The 20,503-nt window shown below is 71.2% G+C and carries 18 protein-coding genes; 9 read left to right on the top strand and 9 right to left on the bottom strand.

Translation table 11 applies throughout. From position 1 onward, the window contains the following. The first annotated feature begins 124 nt into the window (after positions 1–124). The 3 genes from ON30_RS09655 to ON30_RS38965 all read left to right on the top strand — a co-directional run bounded on the left by ON30_RS09655 (position 125) and on the right by ON30_RS38965 (position 4,281). Entirely contained in the window at positions 125–1,729 is a 1,605-nt protein-coding gene (locus tag ON30_RS09655; protein WP_040705898.1) for a serine hydrolase, read from the top strand. A gap of 76 nt (positions 1,730–1,805) precedes the next feature. Further along, on the top strand, positions 1,806–4,103 hold the full coding sequence (locus tag ON30_RS40945; RefSeq protein WP_245553987.1) for a CocE/NonD family hydrolase: 2,298 nt from the start codon (positions 1,806–1,808) through the stop codon (positions 4,101–4,103). A 7-nt stretch (positions 4,104–4,110) separates the two neighbouring features. Then, a complete protein-coding gene (locus tag ON30_RS38965; protein WP_157183676.1) occupies positions 4,111–4,281 on the top strand; it encodes a hypothetical protein in 171 nt (56 codons plus the stop codon). Positions 4,282–4,285: 4 nt separating this feature from the next. Here the strand turns inward: ON30_RS38965 and ON30_RS09640 are convergent, their stop codons facing one another. The 3 genes from ON30_RS09640 to ON30_RS09630 form a co-directional block, all read right to left on the bottom strand. Further along, on the bottom strand, positions 4,286–4,753 hold the full coding sequence (locus tag ON30_RS09640; protein WP_040705896.1) for a VOC family protein: 468 nt from the start codon (positions 4,751–4,753) through the stop codon (positions 4,286–4,288). Between the two features lie 107 nt (positions 4,754–4,860). Further along, positions 4,861–5,574, bottom strand: coding sequence for a sensor domain-containing protein (locus tag ON30_RS09635; protein ID WP_040705895.1), 714 nt, complete (start codon positions 5,572–5,574; stop codon positions 4,861–4,863). Further along, positions 5,562–6,458, bottom strand: coding sequence for a hypothetical protein (locus ON30_RS09630; protein WP_083911272.1), 897 nt, complete (start codon positions 6,456–6,458; stop codon positions 5,562–5,564). The genes ON30_RS09635 and ON30_RS09630 overlap by 13 nt, the downstream gene beginning before the upstream one ends. A 173-nt stretch (positions 6,459–6,631) precedes the next feature. Here ON30_RS09630 and lspA point away from each other — a divergent pair, with 173 nt between their 5' ends. From lspA to ON30_RS09615, 3 genes are read left to right on the top strand one after another with little or no spacing between them, the layout of a single operon-like run. Next, positions 6,632–7,339, top strand: a complete 708-nt coding sequence (gene lspA / locus ON30_RS09625) for a signal peptidase II (RefSeq protein ID WP_373282529.1) — start codon at positions 6,632–6,634, stop codon at positions 7,337–7,339. Positions 7,340–7,353: 14 nt separating this feature from the next. After that, on the top strand, positions 7,354–8,262 hold the full coding sequence (locus ON30_RS09620) for an RluA family pseudouridine synthase (RefSeq protein WP_083911271.1): 909 nt from the start codon (positions 7,354–7,356) through the stop codon (positions 8,260–8,262). Then, complete coding sequence (locus tag ON30_RS09615) at positions 8,255–9,163, top strand: hypothetical protein (protein WP_157183675.1); 909 nt, start codon at positions 8,255–8,257, stop codon at positions 9,161–9,163. The genes ON30_RS09620 and ON30_RS09615 overlap by 8 nt, the downstream gene beginning before the upstream one ends. Positions 9,164–9,437: 274 nt before the next feature. On the opposite strand, the gene ON30_RS38960 is transcribed toward ON30_RS09615, so the two are convergent. Continuing rightward, positions 9,438–9,581 carry a hypothetical protein gene (locus ON30_RS38960; protein ID WP_157183674.1) on the bottom strand — a complete coding sequence of 48 codons (144 nt, stop codon included), beginning with the start codon at positions 9,579–9,581 and terminating at the stop codon, positions 9,438–9,440. A 130-nt stretch (positions 9,582–9,711) separates the two neighbouring features. On the opposite strand from ON30_RS38960, the gene ON30_RS09610 reads away from it, so the two are divergent. Both ON30_RS09610 and ON30_RS37260 read left to right on the top strand, forming a co-directional pair. Next, entirely contained in the window at positions 9,712–10,383 is a 672-nt protein-coding gene (locus ON30_RS09610; protein WP_040705893.1) for a CPBP family intramembrane glutamic endopeptidase, read from the top strand. Between the two features lie 25 nt (positions 10,384–10,408). Next, a complete protein-coding gene (locus tag ON30_RS37260) occupies positions 10,409–10,741 on the top strand; it encodes a hypothetical protein (RefSeq protein ID WP_083911269.1) in 333 nt (110 codons plus the stop codon). On the opposite strand, the gene ON30_RS09605 is transcribed toward ON30_RS37260, so the two are convergent. Together ON30_RS09605 and ON30_RS09600 are read right to left on the bottom strand one after the other, a co-directional pair. Continuing rightward, positions 10,702–11,526 carry a PhzF family phenazine biosynthesis protein gene (locus ON30_RS09605; protein WP_040705892.1) on the bottom strand — a complete coding sequence of 275 codons (825 nt, stop codon included), beginning with the start codon at positions 11,524–11,526 and terminating at the stop codon, positions 10,702–10,704. The genes ON30_RS37260 and ON30_RS09605 overlap by 40 nt on opposite strands. Before the next feature lie 93 nt (positions 11,527–11,619). Continuing rightward, positions 11,620–14,043, bottom strand: a complete 2,424-nt coding sequence (locus tag ON30_RS09600) for an HAD-IC family P-type ATPase (protein WP_040705891.1) — start codon at positions 14,041–14,043, stop codon at positions 11,620–11,622. 114 nt (positions 14,044–14,157) lie between these two features. Between ON30_RS09600 and rarD the strand changes: the two genes are divergently transcribed. Next, complete coding sequence (gene rarD, locus ON30_RS09595; RefSeq protein ID WP_373282528.1) at positions 14,158–15,108, top strand: EamA family transporter RarD; 951 nt, start codon at positions 14,158–14,160, stop codon at positions 15,106–15,108. On the opposite strand, the gene ON30_RS09590 is transcribed toward rarD, so the two are convergent. From ON30_RS09590 to ON30_RS09580, 3 genes are all read right to left on the bottom strand, one after another. Further along, a complete protein-coding gene (locus tag ON30_RS09590; protein ID WP_083911273.1) occupies positions 15,092–18,292 on the bottom strand; it encodes an arabinosyltransferase domain-containing protein in 3,201 nt (1,066 codons plus the stop codon). The two genes, rarD and ON30_RS09590, sit on opposite strands and share 17 nt — an antisense overlap. A gap of 133 nt (positions 18,293–18,425) precedes the next feature. Continuing rightward, the gene (locus ON30_RS09585) at positions 18,426–18,923 is read right to left on the bottom strand and encodes a WKL family lipoprotein (RefSeq protein ID WP_040705914.1); all 498 of its coding nucleotides are present in this window, start codon (positions 18,921–18,923) and stop codon (positions 18,426–18,428) included. A 99-nt stretch (positions 18,924–19,022) separates the two neighbouring features. Continuing rightward, entirely contained in the window at positions 19,023–20,327 is a 1,305-nt protein-coding gene (locus tag ON30_RS09580; RefSeq protein WP_085999300.1) for a DNA polymerase IV, read from the bottom strand. Between the last annotated feature and the right edge of the window lie 176 nt (positions 20,328–20,503).

The raw sequence follows: 20,503 nt of genomic DNA, 5'->3' as shown, positions 1-20,503 counted from the left end.
CGGGTGGACCCGGCCGCGATGAGGGGTGCCGGGTCCACCCATCAGGTAACGGAACCATTGCTGTCCCGGTGGTTCGGACGCAGAAGTACCGGCCACGCCGGGTGCGGCGGATTACCGTTGCCCCATGACGCGCCGTGCCCGCTGCCTGCGCGCGGCCGTTCTTCCGGTCGCCGCGATCACCCTGTTCTGCACGTCGAGCTGCACCTATTCGGATTCCAATGAGGCCAGACCGTCGAGCCCGCCGGGGACGTCGGCCGCCGCGGTACCACCCAACCAGGTGTCGGGAGTCGCGCTGCCGGAGCGGGCCGTGGAGGTCGCTGTCGGTGAACTGGACGGCTTGGCCGAATCGCTGATGCGCGAATCCGGCATACCCGGAATGGCGGTCGCGGTGGTGCACGGCGGGAAGACCGTCTACAGCAAGGGTTTCGGCGTGCGCGAGGCGGGCCGCGAGGGCCGGGTGGACGGCGACACCGTCTTCCAACTGGCCTCGGTCTCCAAATCACTGGCCGCCTCGGTGGTCGCGCACCAGGTCGGGACCGGCGCGATCGGCTGGGACACCCCCGTGGTCTCGGCCCTGCCGTGGTTCGCCCTCGACGATCCGGCCGTGACCGCGCAGGTCACCGTCGGCGATCTGTTCTCGCACCGCAGCGGACTGCCCGATCACGCGGGCGACCGTTTGGAGGATCTGGGCTACAACCGCACGCAGATCCTCTCGCGACTGCGCCTGGAACCGCTCGACCCGTTCCGGATCAGCTACGCCTACACCAATTACGGACTGACCGCGGGCGCGGAGGCGGTGGCCGTGGACGCGGGCGTCGACTGGGAGCAGTTGTCGCAGGACACCCTGTACGGCCCGCTGGGCATGACCTCCACCAGTTCCCGGTTCGCCGACTACCAGCAGCGCCCCGACCGGGCGGTCGGCCACATGTCGGTCGACGGAGGTTGGGTGGCGAAGGCGGTGCGCGATCCCGAGGCCCAGTCGCCCGCGGGCGGGGCCAGTTCCTCGGTGAACGACATGGCCCGCTGGCTGACGATGGTGCTGGGCGAAGGGACGATGGGTGACACCGTCATCGCGCCGGCGAAAGCGCTGTTGCCCGCGCTGTCCCCGCAGGCGGTCTCCTCGCCGCCCGCGAATCCGTCGGCGCGCGCGGGGTTCTACGGCCACGGCTTCAACGTCTCCACGACCTCGGCGGGGCGGACCACGCTGAGTCATTCGGGCGCGTTCGAACTCGGCGCGGCGACCTCGTTCCTGGTGATCCCGTCCGCCGACGTGGCGATCGTCGCGCTGACCAACGCCTCGCCGATCGGCGTGCCGGAGACCTTGACCGCGGAATTCGCCGACATCCTCCAGTACGGCGAGGTCCGCGAGGACTGGCGCGGCCTGTACCGCGAGGCGTTCGCGGAGATGGATCAGCCCGAGGGGGCATTGGTCGGCGTCAGCCCGCCCGCCGATCCCGCTCCGGCGCGCCCGGCCGTCGACTATGTCGGCAGTTACGCCAACGACTACTGGGGGCCCGCGACCGTCACCGAATCCGACGGCGCGCTGACCCTCACGCTGGGTCCGGCGGGTCTGCGCCTGCCGCTGAAACACTGGAACGGCGATGTTTTCACCTTCACGTTGGAGAACGAGAACGCCCCGCCCGGCACGATCTCGCAGGCGTCCTTCGACGGCGACGCCCTGACCCTCGAGTACTACGACGAGGACGGGCTGGGCACCTTCCGGCGCTGATCCCACGCTTCCCGGTAGCCGATTGCTATGGTCGCTGGTGACCAGGGACCGGGGTTGGCGAGTCGGAGGAGCTCGGGTGGTGCCGAAGCGAGGTTCGGGCAAGGTGTTCCGTGTGGCGTCGGTGGTCGCGGCGGCGGTGATCGTCGCCGCGGGACTGGCGGTGAGCGCGTCGAGAACCGAGGACCCGGATCTCGCGGTCGCCTCGGCCCGGGAGTGGACCGCCCTGCACGACGGGCCGCAACCGTTCGCCGAGGTGCGCATCGAATCCGACGTGCCGATCACGATGAGCGACGGAACGATCCTCAAGGCCAACGTGTACCGCCCGGTCGACCAGGCGGGCGCGCCGCCCGCCGAACGACTCCCGACGATCGTCACGATGACGCCGTACACGAAACTGTCGGCCAACTTGATCGATTCGGCGCTGGCGCTGCCGGGCCTGCAACGACTCGCCCTCGACTTCGCGCGCGGGTTGAACCTGTCCGGCACGCCGATCAGCGGTTTCGGCGATCTGGTGCGCGCCCTGGACAGCGGCACCGTGCAGACCATGCTGGGTGTGGACCGCCAACTGATCCGCAGCGGCTACAACCTGGTGATGGTGGACGTGCGCGGCACCGGATTCTCCCAGGGGGCCTGGGACACCCTCGGCGCGCGCGAACAACTCGACACCCGCGAGGTCATCGGCTGGGCGGCCGAGCAGCCCTGGTCCAACGGGGCGGTCGGCATGAGCGGCGGGTCCTACGCGGGCATCAACCAGTTGCGCGCCGCCGAGGACGCGCCCGCGCCGCTCAAGGCGATCTTCCCGGTGGAACCCGGCAGCGACCTGATGCGCGACGTGGTCGCGCCCGGCGGCGGGGTGGGCCTGACCTTCCTTCCGCTGTGGCTGAATTCGGTCAACCAGGCGAAGTTGATCCCGGACATGGCCTCGATGCTGCGCGGCGAATTCGACTGGAAGTGGTTGAACGAACGGCTGTCCGATCCGATGACGAACGTGGATCTGCTGGTCCAGTCGCTGACCACGACGAGTCTGGACGGCATGCCCGACACCTTGACCGCGGCGCTGGACGAGACCAGCGCCTTCCGACAGGGCATCCTCGGCAGGCCCGAGCGGGTCACCGTCCCGACCTTCGTCTACGGCGGCTGGCACGACATCTTCGCCAACAGCGCCACCACCCTCTACAACGCGCTGCCGCTGCCCGCGGGCACCACCGCGCCGCCGCCACCCGCACCCGCCCCGGCCCCGGCGGGCACCGGAACCGGCGCATCCGAAGGCGCGGGCACGCAGGGGGCGGGCACGCCGACCGCGGCCCCCACCGAACAGGCCGCACCCGCACCCGTCGCGCCGCCGACCAGTCGCCCACCGCTGGTCTCCGAGGTCGCGGCCCCGGTCGCCTCCGAAGCGCCCGCCCCCGCGGTCGTCGGCGCTCCCCGCGCGCCCGCCGGTTTCGCCATGAAGAAACTGCTGGTCGGCGACACCTACCACGCCAATCCCGGCGCGGGCACCGGACTCGCGGGCGCGCCGCCGCGACTCGACGTGCTGCAACGGGTGTGGCTGGACTACTGGCTCAAGGGCATCGACAACGGCGTGGACGAGTTCGGTCCGGTCGTCGTCCACGAACAAGGCGGCGACTGGGCGACGTTGCCGAGCTTCCCGCAGCCCGGGACCACCCACCGCCGCGTCCACCTCGCGCCCGAACCCAGCGGCAGCACCGAGCACAGCGTGCACGACGGGTCGCTGACCGCGAACCCTTCCCCCGTCACCGAGAAACTCACCGTCGCACCGGGTCTGACCACGCTGTGCTCGCGCGACGCCGCGCAGGGATCGGCCGGTCTGCTGTCGTTCCTCGACGTCTGCGCCAAGGATTCGCGCATCGCCGAGACCGGCGCACTGACCTTCACCAGCGCGCCGATCACCGAGGCGACCGTCGTGTCCGGCCCGATCAACGTCCACCTCAACACCGTGCACGACGCCACCGACGGCTACTGGAACGTCACGATCAACGACGTCGCCCCGGACGGCACGTCCACGGTGCTCAGCACCGGACAGCTCACCGCCTCGCTGCGCGCGATCGACGAGACGCGCAGCACCCGCTCGGCCAACGGCGATCTCACCGCGCCGGTCAACCCGATCACGCTGGCCTCGCACAGTCCGGTGCGGCCCGGCGAACCCGTCGCCCTGGACATCGCGGTCATCCCGACCCAGGCGGTGCTGCGCCCCGGCCATCGACTGCGCGTCGACGTGTTCGCCGCCAACGTCCCCAAAGCGCTGGCCTTCCGGCCGATGCTGGACGCGAGCGAGTTGCGGCCCCAACACCTGCTGCTCGACCCGGCCGCGCCCAGTTTCGTCAACCTGCCGACCGACCGTCCGCTCCCCTGAGGCCGCCGTGTCCAAGACCGGTAAACGCGTCCTCGCCTACCTCGCCGTCCTGGCGATCCTCGCCGCGGCGGTGCAGTACGGCCACACCGAGGGCCGCTCCGCGGTCGCGGTGCTCGCGGCGGTGCTCGTCGCCTTGGTCGTCTTCGAGGCCACGGCCCGCCGCGGACACGGCGGGTGAGCGCTCAGGCGTCGCCGAACAAGGTCGCCATCCGCCGGTCCATCTCGTCCGGCGGCACGTCCTCGACATGGGTGGCCACCGTCCAGCGATGCCCCCACGGATCGACGAACGCGCCGCTGCGGTCGCCGTAGAACTGGTGGGCCATCGGCGTCACCTCGCGAGCGCCCGCGGTGAGCGCCGCCTCGTAGGCGGCATCGGCGTCGGGGACGTAGATGTGCAGGCTGACCGGGGTCCCGCCGATGGTCTTGGGATCCAGGAACTCCATCTCCGGATCCGGGTCGCCGAGCATGATGACCGAACCGCCCACCAGCAGTTCGCAGTGCGCGATTTTGCCGTCCGGGCGTGGCATGCGCATCCGTTCGGTGGCGCCGAACACGGATTTGTAGAAATCGATGGCGGCGGCGGCGCCGTCGACCGCCAATCCCGGCGACACCGCCGGGTAGCCCTCGGGAATCGGGTCGACATCGGACATCGGAGACCTCCGATCGGGAGATTGTCGGGTACGGCCGATACCGAGCCTATTCCCGGAATCCGCCCGATCGCGAGAATTCGACCGATCGAGCCCCCGGGTCGCCTACATCAGGTTCCCGACAGCCGGCGCACCTGCGCGGCTGTCAGGTCCGACAGCACGCCCGGGTCCACCGACTCCGGGGCGGTCACCGAGATCTGGGCCAGCGTATTGCCGACCTGGACCAGCCCGACCAGGGCGACCAGAGTCAACCCTTCGCTGGTCAGACGCAGTTGATAGGCCGTGGAGGCATCGCCCGCCGCCGGTTGGGCCAACCCGCCCAGCCGGTACTCGATGACCGTGGCGTCCGCGTCGGTCCCGGAATAGCGGGTGCATCCGCGCAACGTCTGCTGGAATTCCGCGAACGCGGCGGACAGTTTCTCCGACGGATAGGTCGCGGCGTCGATATCGACACTGGAGAAATTCGGGCCGTTGAATCCGACGGCGCTTCTGGTCAGCGCGTCGGGACGTTGGCGGGCCAACGGTTGCAACACCTCGGCGCAGGCCGCCGGATCGGTGCTCGCCGCCCCGACCGTGGTCGTGGACTCCGCGTCCGAACGGGGCGCGGCCTCCATCCCCGCGGGCAGGTCCTGTTCGTCGAGCAGCAGCGCGGCGAGTCGCTGGGATTCGGTGATCGGCGGGCCCGCCGCCGCGGCCGCGGGCACCACCGGTCCGAGAGCGGGCAGCGAGGTGTCCTCCTCGGTGCTCGCGTCGGACCCGCACCCGGCCAGCAGGACCGTGCCGACGGCGGCCAACGCCACCCCGCCGCGCCTCACTCGGTCCACGTGACCTGCGTCGTGATCGTCTGCTGGAGATTGCTCGCGCTGCGCGGATCGCGGTAGGCCTGATGCCCGCCGACCGTGATCGCGCCCGACACCGGCAGCGGCAGACCGAGATCGACGGTGATCGTGCCGGTGCCCTCCATCGTGTAGTCCTCGATGTCGAGGGTGCCCGCGCCGTTGGGCAAGGTCCACACCGAGGCCTTGGGCGACTGCGTGACGTGCAGGTCGATGGTCAGTCGGTCGCCGTCGACGCCGGTGAGCGTGGCGGTGGTGACCTGATCCAGGGTGACCCCGCCGTCGACCTCTTGGTGCACCGTCCAGACCGCGCCCTCGCCGATCGGCTCGTCGGGGAACATGATCGAACGGTAGACCGCTTGGTAGAACGCCTGTTCCAGCGCCGCGCGCGCGTCGTTGGAGGTGTCGGGCGACGGGGCGATGCGCATGGCGGTGATCGCGCCGTCGTCGCTGAAATCGAAGCCCGCGTGCGATCCGCCCGCCGCGGTGAGCGCCTTGTTCAACGACGGATCGGGGGTGGTGACCTTGCCGAGGGTCAGGTCGACGCCGTCGATGCCCGCCTGCGCCGTCATCGGGATCGTCAGCGCGGGCGTCGAGAAGTCCCGCGCCGGTTGATCGTTGATCTGCTGTTCGATCCGGTGATCGGTCTTGAGCGTCACCTGCTGGCGGGTGCCCTCGGGATAGCGGGGCCGCAGCAGCGCCCTGGGCTCCGAACCCGGCGACACCACTGTCGCGGCCGCGACCGAGATCGGCACCGTCACTTCCTTGCCGATCCCCAGCGGCTCGGTCCCGTCCACGGCGACCGCCGTGTCGGCGTCGTCGCCGCAGCCGACGCCGAACGCCGAGAGCCCTAGGGCGAGCATCACCAGCATCGCGCCCGAACGCGCGAAGCGAGGTACGTGGGGGGAAGACAACACCGTCACACGGCACAGCGTACGACCGCTTCCTGAGTGCAGGCTGGGACATACCGGTCACCACGCCGCGCCGAGGGCCCGACACGCCACACCCGGAGTCGCGGTACCGGCGCTTTCGCCCTCGAGAGATGATGATCGGCGTGAGTGACGACCGGCCGACCGAAGAAAGCCCCGAGAATCCCGCGGCGACCGCCGACAGCGCGGCGCCCGACGGCGCGGCGGCCGGGGAACCGACGGCGACCCGACCACCGCTACGCCTGAAGATCCTGCTGCTGGTGGCCGTCGTGCTCTACGGACTGGACCTGCTCACCAAGACCATCGCCGTGGCCAACCTGACCCCGGGCGACCCGGTGGAGATCATCGGCGACCTCGTGCGGTTGAGCCTGGTGCGCAACCCGGGCGCGGCGTTCTCGATGGCCACCGGCATGACCTGGCTGCTGACCCTGGTCGCCGCGGCCGTGGTGATCGGCGTCATCCGGATCGGCAGCACGCTGCGCTCGCTGTGGTGGGCCATCGGCCTGGGCATGGTGCTCGGCGGTGCGCTCGGCAACTTGACCGACCGGATCTTCCGCTCGCCCGGCCCGTTGCAGGGCCACGTCGTGGACTTCGTGGCCGTCGGATGGTGGCCGGTGTTCAACGTCGCCGACTCGGCCATCGTGTGCGGCGCGATCCTGCTGGTGGTGTTGACGGTCTTCGGATTCGAGCCCGACGGCACCCGGTTGGGTCGCGAGGAGGAGATCGAGATCGATCAACCGGCGGCGAAGCCGGATCTCGCGAAACCCACCGAGGACGCGACCGGCGCGGACGACGAGCGCACCGGGCGGGGGAACGCCGCGTGAGGGAGACCAGGACCATGCCCGTCCCCGACGGGCTCGACGGCATGCGCGTGGACGCGGGCCTGTCGCGACTGCTCGGGCTCTCGCGCACCGCGGTCGCGCAACTGGCCACCGAGGGGTCGGTGCACCTCGACGGCGCGCCCGCGGGCAAATCCGATCGGCTGGTCGCCGGTGCGTGGCTCGAGGTCGAATTCCCCGAACCCGCCCGCGAGCTGACGGTGGAGGCGCTGCCCGTGGAGGGTATGCGCATCCTCTACGCCGACGACGACATCGTCGCGGTGGACAAACCGGTCGGCGTCGCCGCGCACACCGGGGTCGGCTGGTCGGGGCCCACGGTGGTGGGCGGTCTGGCCGCGGCCGGCTACCGCATCTCCACCTCCGGCGCGCACGAACGTCAGGGCATCGTGCACCGCCTCGACGTCGGCACCTCCGGGGTCATGGTTGTCGCGCAGTCCGAACACGCCTACACCGTGCTCAAGCGGGCCTTCAAACAGCGCACCGTGGACAAGCGCTACCACGCGCTGGTGCAGGGTCATCCCGATCCCAGCAGCGGCACCATCGACGCGCCCATCGGCCGCGCGCGCGGCAACGACTGGAAGTTCGCGGTCACCGCCGACGGCAGGCCCAGCGTCACCCACTACGACACCGTCGAGGCGTTCCAGGCCGCGAGCCTGCTCGACATCCACCTGGAAACCGGCCGCACCCACCAGATCCGGGTGCACTTCTCGGCGATCCGGCACCCCTGCTGCGGCGATCTCACCTACGGCGCCGACCCGCGCCTGGCCGAACGACTCGGCCTGGAACGCCAATGGCTGCACGCTCGTTCGCTCGGCTTCCACCATCCGGCCGACGGCCGCTGGCTCGAGATCACCAGCGACTACCCCGACGATCTCACCCACGCCCTGGCCGTCCTGCGCGATGCCTGAGCTTCCCGGCGGGGAGGCGGAGCCGAATCGGGACACGACGACCCCGGCGGCCCCCGAGCCGGCCGGACGGGAAGCGGGCCGCAGCGTGGCCGGATCGGGGACGCCTCCGGGACCGGCCGACGCGCTGTCGGGCCCCGACGCGGAGTCACGTCGGGGTCCGACCGAGCAGGGGACGCCCTCGAGGCAGGCTGCCGAGCGGGCAGCCGTGCGCGCGGCGGCGATCGCCGAGGAACAGCACCGACCCCGTCGTCGCGGCCTGCTCACCGTGCTCGCGATCGTGGGCGCGGTGGCGCTGGCGTTCGCGTTCGGGGCGCTGAATCCGGAACGGCCGTCGGGGATCTCGACCGATCGGCTCGGGCCGGAGACCGGGGAACCGGTGGCGGACTATCTCGACGGCGCGCGGGAATCGTTGCGCGGCACGGACACCGACCCGCGCTGGGCACTGGTGTCGTTCACGACCGAAGCGCGGCCCGAGCAGATCCCCGTCGTCGGCGCGGGCACGCGGATCGGGCAGGCGCTGTACCGGGTGCCGATCCCCGATGTCGCGACCCCGTTGGTCGCGGTGCCGCTGCCCGAAGGCGACGCGGTGGCCGTCGCCTCGGCCGACGCCGCCGCCGGACAACTCACCGGACAACTCGAGCACACCGTCGACCAGCGGTACCGCCGCGTCCTGACGGTCTCGGCCGCGCGCCTGCGGGCGCACTGCGCCTGCCTCGTCGGCCTCGTGGTCCGCGCGGACCTACCCCGATTGAACGCGCTCGCGGCCCTGCCCGGGGTGCGCGCGGTGCAGGCGCTGCCCGCCGACGCGGTATCGGGCGGTTTCGGAATAAATCCGCTGCTGCCCGCCCAGACCGACCGAGCCCTCCCCGGCCCCGACACCGGCCCGGTCCCCGACTCCTGAAACCCGCTCCCCCGAGCCGGAACGCCCGCGTACCGACACGGCCCGAAACCGTGCGGGCTATGCCGCTCCCCTCGAGCTGATCGACCGCGCGCCGCCACAGCCCGAAACCGTGCGGCCCGAAACCGTGCGGCCGTGCCGCTCCCCTCGAGAACGGAACGCCCGCGCGCCCCACAGCCTGAAACCGACACGGTCCGGAAGCATGTGGCGGTAGTGCTCGGCCCGAGGCGCTCCCCGCTCGGAACTCGTTCCGCGCGCGACCGACTCGCCACCGCGGTCAGCCGATGGCGGCGCGCAGCAGGAAGAACCCGCCGATGACGCAGGCGAGCACGATGAAACCGTCGTAGCCGTCCGAGTGGGCGTAGTCCCAGGTGGACACGATGACGATGATCGTGCAGAGGACAATCAGCAGACGCTTCATCGGTTCCCACTCCCGCCCGTACCTTGCCTCCAGGTTACGAGATGCGGAACCGGTTGTGCCACAAATGAACTTGTGATCTCGCGGGCGCGCGCGAGGACGCGCGGGCGGCGGGCGCGGCTAGGCTGGCCGCATGAAGGTCCGACCGCTGCGCCGGGTGTACCTGGCGGCCGAGTACGCCGCGCTGTTCTTCGGCGGTACCACGCTCTACCGGGCGGTGGCGCGCGGCCGTTCGCCGATTCCGGCGCTGCTGGTGCTGGCGACCGGGGCGACGGTGTACCTGCGCCGGTCGGCCGATTTCGACCGGGCGGCGCTGTGGCGCAGCGACGCGCTTCCCGCGCAGGGCAGGTCGATGGCGGCGGGCGCGGGGGCGAGCGCCCTGGCGCTGACCGCCGCGGTCGCGGTGACGCGCCGCGAGGACCTGTTCGACCTGCCGCGCCGGAGTCCGCTGCTGTGGGGCGCGGTCATGGTGTTCTATCCGCTGCTGAGCGTGTACCCGCAGGAACTGGTGTTCCGGTCGTTCCTGTTCCACCGCTACGCGCCGGTCTTCGGCGCGGGCCGCGGCATGGTCGCGGCCAGCGCGGCCGCCTTCGCCTACGTGCACATCATCTTCGGCAGTTGGTTCTCGGTGGCCGCCAGCGGAGTCGGCGGCTGGATCTTCGCCGCCCGCTACCTGCGCACACGGTCGCTGTTCACCGCCTCGGTCGAGCACGCGGTGTACGGGATCCTGGTGTTCACCGTGGGCCTGGGCCGGTACTTCTACCACGGCGCGGACCGCATCGCGTCGCGCGGCCTGCCCGCCTGAGGCCACTCAGCCCGCGTCGGGCAGGGTGATTCAGCCCGCGTCGGGCAAGGTGATTCAGCCCGCGTCGGGCAAGGTGACTCAGCCCGCGTCGGGCAAGGTGACTCAGCCCGCGTCGGGCAAGGTGACTCAGCCCGCGTCGGGCAAGGTGACTCAGCCCGCGTCGGGCAAGGTGACTCAGCCCGCGTCGGGCAAGGTGACTCAGCCCGCGTCGGGCAAGGTGACTCAGCCCGCGTCGGGCAAGGTGACTCAGCCCGCGTCGGGCAAGGTGACTCAGCCCGCGTCGGGCAAGGTGACTCAGCCCGCGTCGGGCAAGGTGACTCAGCCCGCGTCGGGCAAGGTGACCACGCCGTCGAGGTAGCGGCGGCACCGCCCGGTGAGCAGCACCCGATCCCCCGCCAGCGCACAGCGCAGGGTGCCGCCGCGCCGCGACAACTGCCGCGCCAGCAGGTCCGCGCGACCGAGTTCGCGCGCCCACAGCGGTACCAGTTGGGCGTGCGCGGAACCCGTTACCGGGTCCTCGGGGACGCCGAGGCCGGGCGCGAAGAACCTGGACACGAAGTCGACTTCGTCGCCCGGCGCGGTGAGGATCGCGCCGCGCGACAGGGGCGGAAACGCGCCGAGCAGCGGACGGGCCTCGCGCACCTGGGCCTCGGAGCCGACCACGATCACCTCGTCGGCCCCGGACCAGGCGCGCACCGGGTCCACGCCGAGCGCGGCGATCAGCGCGGGCGCGGGGTCGACCTCGACCGAGGCGACGGCGGGCAGGTCGAGCACGTATTCGTCGTCGTCGGTGCGGTCGACGAGCAGCCAACCGCTGCGGGTGTAGAAGCCGACCGAGTCGAGGCCCGGATACACGTCCTCGAGGATCTGCGCGGCCGAGGCGAGGGTGGCGTGTCCGCACATGTCCACTTCGGCGACGGGGGTGAACCAGCGCAGGTGGAAGACGGGCCGTCCGTCGGGGGCCGCGCCCGCTTCCGGGGGCAGCAGCGCGGTGTAGAAGGCGGTCTCGGCGAGGTTGTTCTCCTCCGCGAGGTCGCGCAGCAGGTCGTCGGGCAGCCACCCGGGCAGCGGCATGACCGCCGCCGGGTTGCCCGAGAAGGGGGCGTCGGCGAACGCGTCGATCTGGTGCAGCAGTACCTCCATGACATCAGAAGGTACTCCCACGGTGAATGACCGCTCCGCACAAACGTTTTCGCGGCGCGGCGGGTCGGGTGACCAGTTGCTCGCGCCGCGCGGTCAGGCCCCGCCGCCCGGCGAGGCCGGGATGAGCTTGTGCTCCTCGCCGCGCAGCGCCGCGCTCACCCACCACGCCGCCTCGACCAGCACGATGCCGACGCCGCCGCAGAGGAACGCCGCGGTGGTCAATCGCACGTTGGACGGGTCGAGCAGGAAGAACTCGCGGGTGAACGGCACCGTGAACAGGATCAGGTAGGCCAGCACGGACGCGCCGATCAACACCACCTTCCACCACACGTAAGGACGCGCGACGATGGCCAGCACCCAGACCGCGATCATGATCAACGTGATCAGCGCGGTGGTGCCCGCCTGCACCTTCTGCGTTTCGGTGGCCTCGGGCCCCTGGTAGGCGATCAGGTAGGCGATGAAGGTCGCCACGCCGATCACCACGCCCGAGGGGATCGCCAATCGCATGACGCGCCCGACGAATCCGCTGCGCGCCCGCTCGTTGTTCGGCGCGAGCGACAGGATGAACGCCGGGATGCCGATGGTGAACCAGGCCGCGATGGTGACGTGCCGGGGCAGGAACGGGTAGCCGATCGGTTCGTAGTCGAAGATCTGCGACCCGACTCCCGCCAGGCCGACGAGGAAGGCCAGCAGCACCGAGTAGACGGTCTTGGTGAGGAACAGGTTCGACACGCGCTCGATGTTGCCGATCACCCGCCGTCCCTCGCCCACCACGTAGGGCAGGGTGGCGAACTTGTTGTCCAGCAACACGATCTGCGCCACCGCGCGGGTCGCCGGACTGCCCGACCCCATCGCCACGCCGATGTCGGCGTCCTTGAGCGCGAGCACGTCGTTGACGCCGTCGCCGGTCATCGCGACGGTGTGGCCGCGTGACTGCAACGCCGCCACCATCGCGCGCTTCTGGTCGGGACGCACCCGCCCGAAGGTGGTCTCGCGGTCCAGGACGTCGGCGAGTTCGTCGCGGTCCTCGGGCAATTCGCGCGCGTCCACCGCGTGCTCGCCGCCCGTGAGGCGCAGCGAGGAGGCGACCGCGCCGACCGAGACGGCGTTGTCGCCGGAGATCACCTTGATCGCGACGTTCTGGGCGGCGAAGTAGTCCAGGGTCTCGCCCGCGTCGGGACGGACCTTCTGCTCCAGCACGATCAGCGCGGCCGGTTCGACGACCCCGGGCGCGCCGGGCGCGTCCACCGGGCGGTCGCCGCGCGCGAGCAGCAGGACGCGCAGTCCCGATGACCCGAGTTCCTCGGCCAGGCGGGCATTTTCGGATTCGGGGTCGAGCAGCACGTCCGGCGCGCCCAGCAGCCAGTCGCCGTGGTCGCCGTAGGAGATGCCGCTCCACTTCTTCGCCGAGGAGAACGGCGCGACGGCCGTGCTCGACCACCCCGGCCCCGCGCCGAGCCCTTCGCCGATGGCCTGCACGCTGGCGTTGGGCCGCGGGTCGTCGGCGGCCAGCGCGGCGGCGGCGGTCCGCACCGCGGCGTCCTCGAAGCCGTCGAGGGTCCTGATCTCCGACAGGCGCATCCCGTTCTCGGTGAGCGTGCCCGTCTTGTCCGCGCAGACCACGTCGACGCGGGCCAGGCCCTCGATCGCGGGCAGTTCCTGCACCAGGCACTGGCGGCGACCGAGGCGGACGACCCCGACCGCGAAGGCGACCGAGGTCATCAGCACCAGGCCCTCGGGCACCATCGGCACCAGCGCGGCGACCATGCCGGTCACGGCGGGCCGCCAACTCTCCCCGCTGGAGACCAACTGGTTGTAGATACTCAGCGCCCCCGCCGGAATGAGCAGGTAGGTGATGACCTTGAGGATGGTGTCGATACCGCTGCGCAGTTCGGATTTGACCAGCGTGAACTTGCTGGCCTCCTCGGCCAGGCGCGCGGCGTAGGCGTCACGGCCGACCTTGGTGGCGCGGTAGGCCCCCGACCCGGAGACGACGTAACTGCCGGACATGACCTGGGTGCCCACGGATTTGTCGACCGGGTCGGCTTCGCCGGTGAGCAGTGACTCGTCGACCTCGAGCAGCGCGGACTCCTCGGTGACGCCGTCGACCACGATCTGGTCGCCGGGCCCGAGTTCGATCAGGTCGTCGAGCACCACCTCGCGCGGCGCGACCTGGATCGAGCGGCCGTCGCGGCGCACGGTGGGCCGGGCCTGGCTGACGATCGCGAGTTGGTCGAGGGTGCGCTTGGCGCGGATCTCCTGGATGATGCCGACCGCGCTGTTGGCGACGATGAGCAGGCCGAACATGCCGTCGATGATCGATCCGGTGGCCAGCACCAGGATGAACAGCACGCCGAGGATCGCGTTGATCCGGGTGAAGACGTTGGCCCGGACGATGTCGCGCACCGATCGACTGGCCCGGTCGGGCACGTCGTTGGTCAGTCCGTCGCGGCGACGTTGCTCGACCTGTTCGGTGCTGAGTCCGCTGGCATCGGATGCCTGCACGGTGATCGACATGCAGCCAGCCTAGATCCTCACGCTCCCGGCCCGGTTCGGCAGGCGAGCGGTAGCGCGCGGGTCGCCCGCTATAACAGACCGGGCGGTCTGTCGGGTTCCTCCGCGCGCAGTAGTCTGAGCCCGGTGCGGCGAATCACGGCGGTGCCCGGTGTCGCGTTCGGAACGAGCGCCTATCTGATCTGGGGACTGTTCCCCGCCTTCTTCGGGTTGCTGGCCTTCGCCGACCCCGTGGAGGTCGTCGCCCAACGCATCCTCTGGACCCTGCTACTGGTGCTGATCGTGTTGATCGCGGCGGGCCGGTTGCGCGAGATGCGCGGCATCGACGCGCGCACCTGGTGGCTGGCCGCCGCGGCCTCGGCCGCCCTGTCGATCAACTGGGGCGTCTACGTCTTCGGGGTGATCTCCGGCCACGTCGTCGAATGCGCCCTCGGCTATTTCGTCAACCCACTGGTGACGGTCACCTTCGGCGTGATCATCTTCCGCGAACGTCTGCGCCGCGCGCAGTGGGCGGCCCTGGGGTTGGGCGCGCTCGCCGTCGCCGTGCTGACCGTCGACTACGGCCGACCGCCGTGGATCGCCCTGGCGCTGGCCTGCTCGTTCGCCTGCTACGGCCTGGTCAAGAAGGTCATCCGACTCGACGCGCTGCGCGGCATCGCCGCCGAGGGCATCGTCGCCGCGCCGGTCGCGCTCATCCTGCTGGCGGTGTTCGCGCTGCTGGGCCGCGGCGAATTCCTCTCCAGCCCCTCGCACACCGCGCTGATGATGGCGACGGGTCCGGTCACGCTGGTGCCGCTGCTGCTGTTCGCCGTGGCCGCCCAGCGGGTCACCCTCTCCACCATGGGCATCCTGCAATACCTGACGCCCGCGTTGCAGATGGTCTGGGGCGTGGCGGTGGTGCACGAACCGATGCCCGCCTCCCGCTGGGTCGGCTTCGGCCTGATCTGGGCGGCCCTCGCGGTGTTCACCGCCGACGCCCTGCTGCGTTCGCGCCGGGCCCGCGCCGTCCCCGTCCTCGTGACCGAGGGCGGGGCCGACGCCGAACGGGCGCCTACCAACCCACGTTGATCAGGCCGGGGCTCCACCAGCCGGGATGGTCCTTCTCGACCACCACCGGATCGGCGGGCACGGCGTCGGGATCGCGGCGGGTGAAGCGCTGCAACTCGCCCCAGTCGCGGTCCCAGTCGTCGGCCAGGTAGGTCGCCAGCGTGCTCGACTCGAGCAGCAGCGGCGTCCACCCCAGCGGTCCGCCGCCGTCGTGGTTCTGCCACAGCGTGGTGTCGTGGGCGCCCACCCGATCGGGCAGGATGCGGTAGCCGGGGATCTCGGCGATGCCCTCGCGGTGGTCGAAGGGCCGCTGGCACGGGAACTGGAGTCCGACCGCCCAGTCCAGCAGCACCGGGTCCGTACTGCCCACCACCTGGTTCAGCGTGCTGGTGCGCGGCACCCGGGGCGGGGTGAAGGCCAGCCACTGCTCGGGATCGCGGTCGCGGTCGGAGGCGACGATCCGGATCAGATCGACCTGCGCGGGAATTCGATCCATCGGCACCCGCAGGTTGCGCCACGACGGCGCGGGACCGATATCGATCGGGGTGACCCGGCCCGCGGGCTTCGCGACACCGTCGACCAGCGTCGCGAACTCGACCTCGAGCGGCTGTCCCGCCGAGACCACGCCGTCGGCGTCGACCGAGCGGATGCGTCCAGCGGCGCTGATCGAGACCAGGCCCGCGCGCTCGGCGGGCAGGCGGTACCACCCGGTGGTGATCGAGGCGGGCTCGGTGGCGCCGTCGGTGCCGAGCACCGGGGTGGCCGGGTCGAGACCGAACGGCAGCGCCGATCCGGAAGTGCCGGTCTGGGTCTCGGCGCCGGGGGTGCTGTCCACCGATCCGGCGATCGCGGCGTCCGCGCCCTTCTCCGCGTCGGCGCTGAGATCCTGGGCCACGCCGGTGGGAGTGAAGCCGGTTCCCGAACCCGCCAAGGCGGTGGCCGCGTCGCCTTCCAGCGGCGTCAACATGCCCGCGTTCGGGTCCGTCTCGACCAAGACGTGCTCGGCCAGGCCGCACGGACTGCCCAGTACCGCCTCGACATTGGACCGCGCCAGCGAGAACGACTCCCCCTGCGCCATCGCGCCCTTGGCGAAGGACAACACCTCGAACAGCACCAGCGCGGCCGCGGCCAGGGTCAGCGGCGGAATCGTGGCGAAACGCCACCCCAGCCGCGAGACCCGATGCGACGAACCGGGTTCCGGCGCGCGCACATGCCACCACGCGGCCAGCGCCAGCAGCGCGACCGTCGCCACCAGGAACAGTTGGTTGACACCGAACCCGGCCAGCGACGGACGCTTGTCCCACCACGGAATGCTGTAGGCCGAGACGTACCACCAGCCGTTGGGCCCGGAGAACACCAGCGCCAGCAAGAACGCCACCCCGGCCGCGAACAAGGCGCGGTTGCGCGGCGCGCGCATCACCCGCGGGCCGACCGCCACCGCCGTGAGCACCGCCACCACACCGGCCAGACCGGCGAACACGCCCAGGTGGTGGGTCCACTTGGTCGGCGTGGTCATCATGAGCAGCACCGCGCCGACCGTGACGCCGATGATGCGCTGGGCGGGACCGACCGAGGCGGTCGGAATCCGTCCGCCCTTGCGCAGCAGCACCAGCAGGCACACCACCAGGCCGGCCAGCATCACGAAGATGCCGAAGCGGCGCGCCACCGACCCGTCCACGGTGCTCATGAACAGGTACTGGTAGCGCAGATATTCGTCGTACCACTTGACGTCGGGACCGGCGAGTTGGTGCACCCGCCGCATCTCCAGCATCGCGGTCGCCGGTTGGTCGGCGAAGGCGACCGCCAGGATGACCACACCCGCCGCGAACAGCGGGGCCAGCAGCGGCAGCCACCCGACCGTGCGCGCCCGCGCCGCCAGGATGTGAACCATCGGCCGCAGGCCGGCCAGCAGCGCCGCCACGCAGATCAGGCCGTGCGGACCGACCGTACAACTCAGCGCCGCGACCAGGATCGCCACCGCGAAGGGCAGCAGCCTGCGCGTGGCGATGCCGCGTTCGACCGAACACCAGGTCAGCAGCACGCCCAGGGCCACATACGGTTCCGGCCGCAGACCGTTGTTGTAGGGCAGCCACACCGCCAGGAACACCAGCGCGCCGGTCCACAGCGCCACCCGGTTGCGACGCACCGCCACGCCCAGCCGCGGCACCACCTCGCGGCTGATCACCAGCCACGTCACCATCCCGGCCAACAGCGCGGGCAGGCGCATCCACGGACTGGCGGTGGACACCTGCGACAGGAAGCCGAGCAGGTCGTAGTAGGGCGTGCCGATCGGCGTCTCCGGGACGCCGAAGTAGCGGAAGTAGTTCGCCATGTAGCCCGAGGCGAGCGAGGCGCGGCCCATCCCGAACTGGTAGCCGTCGTCGGAGGTCGTCGCGCCGATGAAATGCCAGAGCACCAGCGTGCCGAACACCACACCGTCGGGCAGGGAGAACGTCCACCAGCGCTGCGGCAGGATGCGGCGGGCCCCGCGCCGATCCAGGCGGTCCAACCGGAACAGCGCGGCCAGCGCGATCACCGTCGCCGCCAGGGCGGTCCAGATCGCGATCCGCTTGATCGGGGTGGGACTCGAATAGAAGCGGGTGTCGAGTTCGGCGGTGACCTTCGTCCCGTCGGCGACCGTCAGGTCGCTGAAGATCCCCACCATCTGCGGACGCAGATCACCGGTCAGATTCACCGGGTCCGCGCCGGTCAGCGTCGCGGTGGCCGCTGTGGACTCGGCGTGCACGGTGAACACGCAGTCCGGGGCCAGTTGCTCCACCGGCAGGTCGAACAGCGCGCGGTTGCGCAGGACCGCCTCGAAGCGGGCGGGCGCGTCGGCGGTGGCCGGGCGCACCCGGGCCACGAAACCGTACTTCTCCAGGTCCGGCGCACCCGTGGGCGCGGTCGCGGCGAGCAGGCCGCCCGAGGAGGCGAGCGAGGTGATCGCCGGACACGGCACCGTGGCGTCGAAGCTGGTGGGCGCGTACGCGATCAGCGGCGCTTCGACCGCACTCGTCGCGCCTGCTTGCGGCCACGACAGGGTGGCGGCATCCACCCGCACCGGCAGCAGCGGCACCGCGAGCGCGCACAGCGCCCCGATGACGGCGGCCAGCAGCGCGACCGGTCTGGCCCATCCGCCGCGCGTATCACGCTGGGCCGTACCGGATTCGGATTCCACCGCGGACGGCCCGGCCGCCCGTTCCATCGTGTCGGACACGGGGGGTGATAGTAACCGGACTTCCTGAGAACGAACTCCGCGCCCGTTTCAGCCGGTCGGTATCAGGCCCGTGAGCGGGATGTCCCCGGGAATCCGAACGCGGATTCCCAGGGTGGCCGGCTCAGGCGCAGGCGGTGGACTGCTGGCCGAGCGTGGTCAGAATCTGGCAGGCCCACGCCTTCTGGACCTTCCACTGGCCGTTCTCGGCGACGAACGGCACGTCGGCGATGTTCTCCTGGCCGTTGAGCACGATCTTGGCCTTGGCGTTGATGGTGTCGCCGAAGGCCGTCACCTCGGTGACCTCGACCGTGGCGCCCGCGCCCTTGTAGGCCTCGGCCAAGCGGCCCGGCAACTCCGGATCGGCCTCGGCGCCCTGCACCATCTCGAGCTTCTCGGAATTGGGCACCGCCGGGTCGAGCGCCTTCTGCAACTGCGCGTTCAGCTCCGCCACGGTCGGGACCGCGGGCAGGTTCGCCGCGGCCGTGGCCTTGGCGCTGGTCGTCGCCTTGGTCGGCTTGGCGGTGTCGCTCGAATCGTCCCCACCGCAGGCGCTCAGGCCCAGCGTGGCGACGACGGCGAGGCCTGCGATCGCGATGCGTCCAGTCTTACGAAGCTTCAACTGCTCGTCCTTTGCGTCGTGTAGGCGGATACGGAGATCCCGGTAGGTCCGCGCGGCGTCCACCCCACCGGCGGCGTCGCACGAAGCACAGGCTACCCGTCAGGCCAGACTGCCCAGCGGGTCCGCCCGGGACAGACCGGTGTCGTCCGCGCCGAAGGTACGCGCCGGACCCGGACCTGTCGAACTGGTCTCGAACCGTACCGTGACCACGCCGTGGCCCGCGCCCTGCACCCACCCGTGTCCGAAATCCGGGTGGCTGACATCCATTCCGGGATACCAGCCCGTCCTGTCGTCGCCGCGGGTGCGCGACGGAGCGACCTCGGGTTCGACACTCGCCTCGGCCGAGGGTTCCGCGACGGGCGTGCGATCCAGTTCCGGGAACAGCGATTCCTGACGCACCGTGGACAATCCGCCGAAACCCACGCCCACCAACCGGATCGGGCCCAGTTCCACCGGATCGATCGCCGAACGCTGCGCGGCGGTGGCCAGGGTAGGCAGGTCGGTGGTGGCGTAGGGCAGGGTGAACGAGCGCGTCACGATGCTCATGTCGTTCTTCCTGAGTTTGAGCACCACCGTGCGCGCCGCGCGCCCGTCGCGTTCCAGGCGCGCGTGCGCGGCCGCCGCCATCGCCTCGATCGCCGGACGCAGCCGGTCGAGGGTGACGATATCGCTCTCGAAGGTGGTCTCGGCGCTGATCTGCTTGGCCTCGGTCCGTTCGGCGACCGGGCGATCGTCGATACCGCGGGCCAACCGGTGCAGCGCCGCGCCGACGCTGCCGCCCAGCAGCGACACCGCCTCCTGTTCGGGCAGCGCCGCGAACGCGCCGACGGTCTCGATTCCCAGTGAGCGCAGCCGGGATTCGGCGACCGGGCCGATCCCCCACAGCTTGCGCACCGGCAACCGGGCCAGCAGTTCGTCCTGTTCGGCGGGCGAGACCACCCGGATGCCATCGGGTTTGGCCAACCCGGAGGCGATCTTGGCCACCTGCTTGCCGGCGCCCGCGCCCACCGAGGCGACCAGTCCGGTCCGCTCGCGCACCGATTCCCGTAACTCCGCGCAGAATTCGCGCACCCGTTCGGCGCTCGCCCCGACCAGGTCGGCGGGTTCGCCGAACGCCTCGTCGAAGGAGAGCGTCTCCAGGACCGGGATGCGGCCGCGCAGCACGTCGAAGACCCGCCCGCTGAGGACCCCGTAGACCGCGCCGCGCGGCGGCACCACCACCGCGCTCGGCCCGACCAACCGCTTGGCCTGATGCATCGGCATGGCCGAGCGCGCGCCGAACACCCGCGCCTCGTAGCTGGCCCCCGCCACCACACCCCGCCCGCCGGTGCCGCCGACGAGCACCGGGCGGCCCCGCAGCGTGGGACGGGTCAACTGCTCCACCGAGGCGAAGAAGGCGTCCATATCGATGTGCAGCACCCATCGCCGCGCGGTGCTGTGCGCGTGTTCGGGCGGGTAGGGCGGCCTGCTGTTCACTGTGGTTTCGCCGAGAATTTCCCCGCGGCGCGCGCGGGCGTGTCCGCCGCGGCGGCCGACCCCGCGCGCGACCTCACGCCCACCCCCGGTCCCGACTGCCCATG

The sequence above is a fragment of the Nocardia takedensis NBRC 100417 genome (assembly GCF_000308695.1).
GTDB lineage: Bacteria > Actinomycetota > Actinomycetes > Mycobacteriales > Mycobacteriaceae > Nocardia > Nocardia takedensis.
The sequence above is the reverse complement of the archived record's forward strand: the minus strand, read 5'-3'. Positions and strand labels throughout refer to the sequence as shown.

What these genes read in the sequence shown, in the direction of transcription:
- ON30_RS09605 (WP_040705892.1), bottom strand. Translation starts at nt 11,526, where the DNA reads ATGGAGGTACTGCTGCACCAGATCGACGCGTTCGCCGACGCCCCCTTC.
- ON30_RS09640 (WP_040705896.1), bottom strand. Translation starts at nt 4,753, where the DNA reads ATGTCCGATGTCGACCCGATTCCCGAGGGCTACCCGGCGGTGTCGCCG.
- ON30_RS09610 (WP_040705893.1), top strand. Translation starts at nt 9,712, where the DNA reads ATGAAGGTCCGACCGCTGCGCCGGGTGTACCTGGCGGCCGAGTACGCC.
- ON30_RS09620 (WP_083911271.1), top strand. Translation starts at nt 7,354, where the DNA reads ATGCCCGTCCCCGACGGGCTCGACGGCATGCGCGTGGACGCGGGCCTG.
- ON30_RS38960 (WP_157183674.1), bottom strand. Translation starts at nt 9,581, where the DNA reads ATGAAGCGTCTGCTGATTGTCCTCTGCACGATCATCGTCATCGTGTCC.
- ON30_RS09590 (WP_083911273.1), bottom strand. Translation starts at nt 18,292, where the DNA reads ATGGAACGGGCGGCCGGGCCGTCCGCGGTGGAATCCGAATCCGGTACG.
- ON30_RS09615 (WP_157183675.1), top strand. Translation starts at nt 8,255, where the DNA reads ATGCCTGAGCTTCCCGGCGGGGAGGCGGAGCCGAATCGGGACACGACG.
- ON30_RS09600 (WP_040705891.1), bottom strand. Translation starts at nt 14,043, where the DNA reads ATGTCGATCACCGTGCAGGCATCCGATGCCAGCGGACTCAGCACCGAA.
- ON30_RS09630 (WP_083911272.1), bottom strand. Translation starts at nt 6,458, where the DNA reads ATGCTGGTGATGCTCGCCCTAGGGCTCTCGGCGTTCGGCGTCGGCTGC.
- ON30_RS09655 (WP_040705898.1), top strand. Translation starts at nt 125, where the DNA reads ATGACGCGCCGTGCCCGCTGCCTGCGCGCGGCCGTTCTTCCGGTCGCC.
- ON30_RS09580 (WP_085999300.1), bottom strand. Translation starts at nt 20,327, where the DNA reads ATGGACGCCTTCTTCGCCTCGGTGGAGCAGTTGACCCGTCCCACGCTG.
- lspA (WP_373282529.1), top strand. Translation starts at nt 6,632, where the DNA reads ATGATCGGCGTGAGTGACGACCGGCCGACCGAAGAAAGCCCCGAGAAT.